Source organism: Phormidium sp. CCY1219, from assembly GCF_055795085.1.
In genome coordinates this window covers 1-7,809 of record NZ_JAYFEQ010000814.1, presented here as the reverse complement: position 1 = coordinate 7,809, position 7,809 = coordinate 1, and the positions used below count along the sequence as shown (strand labels likewise).

Genomic DNA, 7,809 nt, shown 5'->3' with positions numbered 1-7,809 from the left:
GCCACCCACCCCCAGGGACAGGGAAACTTCATATTTTTTTTAAGATTCGGCGGCATTAAATGAGCAAGGGGTGCTATAATTTAAGTAGCAGCTTAGCCTGCTGAAACCCTATGCGCAGGCAGGGCACTTAAGCAATTTGTGCAATGCTTAAGTGCCCTGCCTGCGCCGATAAATTATTATCGATTTAAAAATCACTAGATTCCCCAGGACTAGGGGAGTCGGCGCGGCGGTAACGCCCTGACCAGGCCGAATCGTTGATTTGTTTTATATGGTAGGGCAATTTCGCGCATGTGTCAAGGGGGGGGAAGGGAAAAAAATGGGCAGGCAAGATGCCTACCCAAGGGGAGGGAGAGCAGCCGTTGAGGCTGGAGGGGTGGAAGCTAGCTAACGATCGCGCTGACCAGCAGTTGCACGTTATCGGAGATCGCGGTAATCGTCTGATGGGTAACGGGCAAACTATCCACCACCATACCCGCGCACAGCAGCATCAGATAGAGAATCGAATACTTAAACAGCGATCGCGCCTTATCCCGGTCTGGCGGGTCTTGCAACAACTGCCATGCCTTGCGGGCGAACCAGCCGCCCAACAGCACCGCCGCGACGGCATAGAGCCATCCAGTAGCCTGCAAGGGATAAACCAACAGCAGGGTCAGGGGCAAAAGCACCAAAGTATAAATCCAGATTTGACGGGCCGTTTCCTCATCCCCTTCAATCGTCGGCAACATGGGCACTTTCACCGCCGCATAATCATCGCGAATCATCATAGCCAACGCCCAGAAGTGAGGCGGCGTCCATAAAAATATCAGCGCGAACATCACCCAAGGTGCCCAAGTGAGAGTCCCCGTCACGGCAGCCCATCCCACCAGCGGCGGAATCGCCCCAGCAGCGCCGCCAATCACGATATTTTGCGTGCTGTGGCGCTTGAGGAAGTGAGTGTAAACCACCACATAGAACAAAATGCCCGACATCGCCAACAGCGCCGCCAGCAAATTAGCGAATGCCGTCAGCAGGGTAAAAGAAGTCACCGCCAGAGCGATCGCGAAAATCAGAGCATCGCGCGGTTGCACCCGACCCGAAGGAAGCGGTCTATGGCGAGTGCGCTCCATAATGTAATCGATATCGCGATCGTAGAGACAGTTAATCGTATTTGCCGAAGCCGCCGCCAGGGCACCACCAGCGATCGTCACCAATACCAGCAGCGGGTCTACTTCTCCCCGGGCCGCCACCCACATCGACGCCGCCGTAGTAATCAGCAGCAGCAGGATAATCCGAGGTTTGGTCAACTGATAGTAACTTTTGCATACTTGCCAGAAATTGTCGTGATGACGTTGCGAACTCGTCCCAATAATGTCTTGCATCGATTTTGTCTTTTCGTTTTCTTTTCCTTTCAGCAGTTCAGACGCTTCTAGAGTCTGTCTGATTCTCTTCACAATGGCAACGCAATGCGGGTGCAGGAGATTGCGCCGACCCCACATTGCACTGACCCGAAAACTTCACACCCGATCGCCCGACTTTAGCGCGATCGCGCAGGGCCAAACCGGTAAACGCCACCAACAGGCCCAATAAAGCCGCCCCCGTTGCTTGGTGAGACACCGTGAGGAGTTCCACCTGCAAGCGCCAGTAAAACGTGGCCACGCCCAGGGCAATTTGCAACAGTAACAACAATCCCGCCGATTGGGCAAGCTGACGCAGGGTGGGATGCAATGCAGGCGTGCGCCATGCCATCACCACCAAGGTGAGGATTGCCAGGGTAGCGGGGACAACGCCAGCAATGTGGCTATTCATCACCGTGCATAGCCGATCGTACCCCAAGCACTGATGAAGTGCCCATTGCGATCCCACCAGCCCCCCTAGAATACTTTGCCCGTACACCAAAATCGCGCTCACTAAGCCCACCCAAGGCAACTTGCCCACACTGCCCGTGGGGCGATAAGGCATCAAGGCGATCGCGATCGCCAGCAGGGTGGCAAAAAACAATAACGCCGTCCCCAGATGAGCGGTGACGATATCGAAGCGCAGCAATTGCGTGACCGTGAGTCCGCCGAGAACCCCTTGAAAGACGATTAAACCCAATGCGCCCACCGAAGCCCAAGGCAACCATCCCGGAAGTGCCCGACGATGCCAGGTCGATAAACCCACCAGCACAAGGGTGCTCAGCCCAATCAACCCCGCATCCAAACGGTGAAACCATTCCAGGAACACCTGAAAATTCATCTGTTGCGTGGGGACTAACTCACCGTAACACAACGGCCAGTCCGGGCAAGCCAAACCCGCATTCATCACCCGAGTGGCACTCCCCACCGCCATCAACAGCAACGTGGCGATCGCGATTTTCCAGACCAAGCGCCGAATCCGATCCCTCGCCTGAGACTGGTTCGGCGCGATTTCTGAATTGGGATCCAGGAGTAAGTTTGCCATATGTGCTTTTCCCATTCAAGTCCAAACTCATACTAATCTACTGCCTGAGTTGCGCTTCGGCGATTCAGCGCCCCTTGGCCAAGCATTGTTATCGCCTCTCGAGTCGCCAGGGTGTAGCGAGTTATGCAATTTTGAGATTTTTTGCCAATTGCGATCGAACGTTAAAAATTTTCACCCTGATGGTGGAAAGGTTAACATTTCGCGCCCCATCGGCGCGGTAGGTAGGGGGACGCAGGCCCACCGCCTTCCCCGGCGATCGCTTCGAGAGCAATCGTGCAATCCCAAAAAAAATCTAAAGATTTACCCCCGCCGCCACCGACTTGCCCCAGCGATCGGACGCCAGGTAGATCCACAAGTTGCAAAAAATTGCTAAGTTAGCACAGAAGCAAGCAAACCAAAAACCGCCGAAGTCCGGACAACCCCGGACAGCACGTTCCATCGTGCCGAGGCGGAGTGTTTCATTTCAGGAGGTACACAGAGAGTGAAAATACCCAGTGCCATATCAGCCATGTTGGCCGGAATTGGTTTAACCCTGATCAGCCTGTGGTACGGTCAAAACCACGGTTTGATGCCCATAGCCGCCTCAGAAGAAGCGCCCTGGGTCGATGGACTATTCAACACCATGATGACCATTGCCACGGGTCTGTTCGTACTCGTGCAAGGAATTATCATCGTTGCCATTTGGCGATTTAGGCAACGCCCGGGCGACGACAGCGATGGGCCGCCGATTCACGGGAACGTGCCCCTAGAAGTGCTGTGGACGGCAATTCCCGCCGTGCTGATCATGGGGATCGGAATTTACAGCTTTGAAGTGTACAACTCGATGGGCGGACTCGATCCGATGGCTTCCCACGACTCCCACACGATGCAGGCCCAGGCCCAACCCGGAGCAGCGATCGCCGCCACCCTCCCGGAAAACGAACCCGAAGCCGACGCAACACCGAGCAAAGCTAAAAAAATGCTCGCCCTCGGCGTCGGGGCCTCCCCGAAAACCCAAGGGCAATCCCCCTTTGTGAATGTCAACGTCCTCGGGCTTCAATTCGCCTGGATTTTCACCTATCCAGACTTGGGCATTACTTCCGGAGAACTGCATATGCCCGCCGGCAAAGAAGTGCAGCTAACCATCAGCGCCAACGATGTGATCCACGCCCTGTGGATTCCGGAATTTCGCCTGAAACAAGATGCGATTCCCGGACGGGAAACCGAATTGCGCTTCGTGCCGCAAACAGTGGGAAATTACCCGCTACTCTGCGCGGAACTCTGTGGCTCCTACCACGGGGGCATGAAAACTCGCGCGATCGTCCACACCCCGGAAGACTACCAAGCGTGGGTTGAAAGTCAACTCGCCGCTCAGCCAGAGTCTGGGAATACGGTGGCCATTAATCCAGCGGAATTATCCGAATCCGACTATCTCGAACCTTTAGGGGCTGAAATGGGAATTACCCCGGAGGCGATCGCGCAATTGCATAACTAACGCGATCGCCCTTTCTCCCACTCGAAGCGCGAAAAAATTGCCTTCTCAGATTCATCTGTGACACCCATTTACTTATGGCACAAGTAGAAGAAACATCAACCCTAGAACAAAACCCCGAATCGGAACAAGGAGAAAAAACTCCACTGCGAGAATACTTTAGTTTCAGTACCGACCATAAGGTGATTGGCATTCAATACCTAGTCACCAGCTTTATTTTTTATCTGATTGGCGGTGCTTTGGCCACCGCAGTTCGCACGGAATTGGCCACCCCAGAAGTGGATTTTGTTACCCGCGAACTGTACAACAGTTTATTTACCATCCACGCCACGGTAATGATTTTCCTGTGGATCGTTCCTGCAGGTACCGGCGCATTTGGCAACTATCTGATTCCCCTGATGATTGGGGCGCGAGATATGGCGTTTCCCCGCTTAAATGCCGTGGCATTTTGGCTGATTCCCCCTGCCGGTATCTTGCTGTTGTCTAGCTTTTTTGTGGGCAATGGTGCAGCCGCAGGGGCGGGATGGACTTCCTATCCGCCGTTAAGCACGATGGGGGATAAAGTTGGAGAAATGATTTGGATTCTCAGCGTGTTATTGCTGGGAACTTCTTCGATTCTCGGGGCGGTGAATTTTGTCACCACCATTTTGAAAATGCGGATGCCCGGAATGGGGTTAAACGATATGCCCCTGTTCTGTTGGGCGATGCTCGCCGCTTCGGTGCTGATTTTGATGTCTACGCCGGTTTTGGCGGGGGCACTGATTCTGCTCAGTTTCGACTTGCTGGCAGGAACGGCATTTTTTAACCCAATGGGTGGCGGCGATCCGGTGGTATATCAGCACATGTTCTGGTTCTATTCCCACCCGGCGGTGTATATTATGATTTTGCCGGTGTTTGGGATAATTTCGGAAGTGATGCCGGTTCACTCGCGCAAGCCGATTTTTGGCTATCGCGCGATCGCCTATTCCAGTATGGCGATTAGCTTCCTCGGCTTAATCGTCTGGGCGCACCACATGTTCACCAGCGGCACTCCCGGTTGGTTGCGGATGTTCTTTATGATCGCTACCATGATCATCGCCGTGCCTACGGGCATTAAGGTGTTTAGCTGGCTGGCTACTATGTGGGGTGGCAAAATCCGCTTGAATAGTGCCATGCTCTTCGGTATGGGTTTTGTCTCCATGTTTGTTATCGGTGGCCTCAGCGGGATTATGATCGCTTCGGTGCCGTTCGACATTCACGTTCACGATACCTATTTCATCGTGGCTCACCTGCACTATGTTTTGTTTGGCGGTAGCGTGTTCGGTCTGTATGCCGGCATCTACCACTGGTTCCCGAAAATGACCGGTCGGATGATGAATGAAACCTGGGGGCGGATTCATTTTGCTCTGACGTTTGTTGGGTTTAATCTGTGCTTTTTGCCGATGCATTATTTGGGCCTGCAGGGAATGCCTCGCCGGGTGGCTGAGTATGACCCCTCTCTGGCACCGGTGAATATGATTTGCACCATCGGCTCTTATCTGCTGGCTGTTTCTACGTTTCCGTTTCTCATCAATGCGGTGTGGAGTTGGCTCAAGGGCCGTCAGGCTAGTGGCAATCCTTGGAATGCCTTGACTCTGGAGTGGCAAACGGCTTCGCCGCCCCCAGTTGAGAATTTCTTCGGCGAACCGGTGATGAAAACCGGTCCGTATGATTATGGGATGAACGGTCGCAACCCGGATCGGCAATCGAATACGCCAATGCTCTCGGGCGGACCGACGGTTTCTTAATCTGCGGCTGACTCTGCTAGGGGAGTGGCTGTTTCCCCTAGCTCTGAGGCTGAAATTTTACTGTTTAATTATCGCAACTGAACTATGCAAGGAACCATTGACACGAGCGATCGCGCTCTGGAAACCGAACACCGTGCGGGTATCCCGGGCGGTCATCATGGGGAACATCCGGACCATCGCATCTTTGGCATTATTATGTTTCTGGTGGCAGAGTCGATGATTTTTCTCGGCTTGTTTGCCGCTTATCTAACGTTTCGCGCTGTGGCACCGGTTTGGCCTCCGGAAGGGAGTCCGGAGGAAATGGAACTCCTACTCCCTGGGGTGAACACGATTATTCTGATTTCTAGCAGTTTCGTGATTAATCGTGGTAATAAGGCAATTAAGGAAAATGATGTGAGCGGTCTGCGCCTCTGGTTTGCCGCTACGGCTGCAATGGGTGCGATTTTCCTGGTGGGCCAGCTTTACGAGTATTTTCACACCGGCTTCGGTCTGACGGATAATATCTTTACCAGTACGTTTTACGTGCTCACTGGCTTCCACGGTTTGCACGTGACGTTTGGTTTGCTGTTGATTTTGGGCGTGTTGTGGCGATCGCGCTACAAATACCACTATAGCAGCGAAAGTCACTTTGGCCCGGAAGCTGCGGAAATCTACTGGCACTTCGTTGATGTGGTCTGGATCGTTCTGTTTACTATTTTATATCTCTTGTGAATTTCCCTGGCGCTGTGGCCTAATTCCACGCGCTGACTCCTCCATTTTCCATCAACCCCCCCAAGGGGTTTTTTTGTCTGGAAATTGAAAGTTTACAATGGAAAATTGGCAATTGGCAATTGGCAATTTGAAAGGTGGGGAAATTGGCAAAATTTCTTTTTTCTCCTCTTGACACCCGGTGAAAAATTGACTATATTACTAATTAGCGATAAAACGAACGAGCGAGGAGAGGTCTTCTACGGGCGGCGATCGCGGTTGAGGTGAATGTCACCGAAAGCGACGCCGAGGGAAGTAGGGAGGTTATCCAAGCGATCGCTCGTCAACCCACTGCATTAGAGCCAGAGGAGAGCAGAGCATGAACCTGAGCACGGACAAACAACTGCAAGAAATCGATGCGGCGACGTTAAAACAATTGCTCGATCGCCAACAGGTGCGATTGATCGACGTGCGCGAACCAGCAGAATACGCCGGAGAGCATATTGCCGGCGCGGAATTGATGCCCCTATCGAGTTTCGACCCCCGGAAAATTCCGTTTGAACAGAACCAGCGGGTGGTGCTGCAGTGTCAATCAGGGAACCGCTCTTCTCAAGCTGCACGACAGGTTCTCAATGCCGGTTTTCCGCAAATTACGCACCTCAACGGCGGAATTTCGGCATGGAAAGCCGCAGGATATCCCACCATTGTGAATAAAAAAGCACCGATTAGTTTGATGCGTCAGGTGCAAATTGTGGCCGGTTCTTTAGTGCTAACCGGAACCTTACTCGGGGCGTTTGTGTCGCCTTGGTTTTTAATTCTCAGCGGATTTGTCGGGGCGGGTTTGCTGTTTGCCGGTATTTCCAATACCTGCATGTTGGCGCGCTTGTTGGCCAAACTGCCTTACAATCAGCGAATTTAGATGGGTAATGGATGATGCGATCGCCGCATCTGATTGTTCGGGTGGGGCGATCGCTTTTTTTTGGCGTTTGGGAAAATCACCTAAAATTGCGCTGAAGTAACAGGTAAACCCTCGCGAAACCATTACTATGCCTAGGGGCAAATCGGGCAGGGGAATCGAACGCAATCACCCGCTGAGGGGAAACCGCGATCGCCTCCCCACTTCTGTTGTGTCTCGTACCTTGACGGTAGATCGGGTAATTAAATTGATGTCACCCCTGGCGAATACCACTGCTTATTGAAGCTGACGAGCACAGGCTTTAAGCTGTTGGGAAAATTCTTCGCTTTCTAAAAGCTGCGTCATTTCTACCGCCGCATTTTGGATCTGACGCAGATGCTGAAGTTTTTTCTCTTCCGACCAACTATTGTTATAGCACTCGAGTAAATCTGCCGAAGATAAAATCGTGGTCAAGGGGGTTCGCAGTTCGTGGGAAATCATCAGAAATTAGGGTTGGTAAGGGGGAGAACGGAAACCCTCGTCATTTATGCGTAGGGAGGAGTTCTCCCCCC

General features: G+C 52.8%; 8 protein-coding genes. 5 read left to right on the top strand and 3 right to left on the bottom strand.

Annotation, left to right across the window (positions count from 1 at the left end; all coding sequences use genetic code 11):
• Nucleotides 1-380 precede the first annotated feature (380 nt).
• Together AC0QH1_RS25550 and AC0QH1_RS25545 are read right to left on the bottom strand one after the other, a co-directional pair.
• Nucleotides 381-1,358: a heme o synthase gene (locus AC0QH1_RS25550; protein ID WP_324634253.1), complete on the bottom strand. Its 978-nt coding sequence runs from the start codon at nucleotides 1,356-1,358 to the stop codon at nucleotides 381-383.
• A gap of 37 nt (nucleotides 1,359-1,395) precedes the next feature.
• The gene (locus AC0QH1_RS25545; RefSeq protein WP_324634252.1) at nucleotides 1,396-2,418 is read right to left on the bottom strand and encodes a COX15/CtaA family protein; all 1,023 of its coding nucleotides are present in this window, start codon (nucleotides 2,416-2,418) and stop codon (nucleotides 1,396-1,398) included.
• A gap of 481 nt (nucleotides 2,419-2,899) precedes the next feature.
• Here AC0QH1_RS25545 and AC0QH1_RS25540 point away from each other — a divergent pair, with 481 nt between their 5' ends.
• The 5 genes from AC0QH1_RS25540 (at nucleotide 2,900) to AC0QH1_RS25520 (ending at nucleotide 7,541) form a co-directional block, all read left to right on the top strand.
• Nucleotides 2,900-3,892 carry a cytochrome c oxidase subunit II gene (locus AC0QH1_RS25540; protein ID WP_324634251.1) on the top strand — a complete coding sequence of 331 codons (993 nt, stop codon included), beginning with the start codon at nucleotides 2,900-2,902 and terminating at the stop codon, nucleotides 3,890-3,892.
• Nucleotides 3,893-3,966: 74 nt separating this feature from the next.
• Nucleotides 3,967-5,655 (top strand): cytochrome c oxidase subunit I, encoded by a 1,689-nt coding sequence (ctaD, locus tag AC0QH1_RS25535; protein WP_324634250.1) that lies wholly within the window; start codon nucleotides 3,967-3,969, stop codon nucleotides 5,653-5,655.
• 84 nt (nucleotides 5,656-5,739) lie between these two features.
• Complete coding sequence (locus AC0QH1_RS25530) at nucleotides 5,740-6,366, top strand: cytochrome c oxidase subunit 3 (RefSeq protein WP_324634249.1); 627 nt, start codon at nucleotides 5,740-5,742, stop codon at nucleotides 6,364-6,366.
• Between the two features lie 355 nt (nucleotides 6,367-6,721).
• Entirely contained in the window at nucleotides 6,722-7,261 is a 540-nt protein-coding gene (locus AC0QH1_RS25525) for a rhodanese-like domain-containing protein (RefSeq protein WP_324634248.1), read from the top strand.
• 127 nt (nucleotides 7,262-7,388) lie between these two features.
• Nucleotides 7,389-7,541: a hypothetical protein gene (locus AC0QH1_RS25520; RefSeq protein ID WP_324634246.1), complete on the top strand. Its 153-nt coding sequence runs from the start codon at nucleotides 7,389-7,391 to the stop codon at nucleotides 7,539-7,541.
• Here AC0QH1_RS25520 and AC0QH1_RS25515 read toward each other — a convergent pair.
• Entirely contained in the window at nucleotides 7,535-7,738 is a 204-nt protein-coding gene (locus tag AC0QH1_RS25515) for a histidine kinase dimerization/phospho-acceptor domain-containing protein (protein WP_324634245.1), read from the bottom strand. The genes AC0QH1_RS25520 and AC0QH1_RS25515 overlap by 7 nt on opposite strands.
• Between the last annotated feature and the right edge of the window lie 71 nt (nucleotides 7,739-7,809).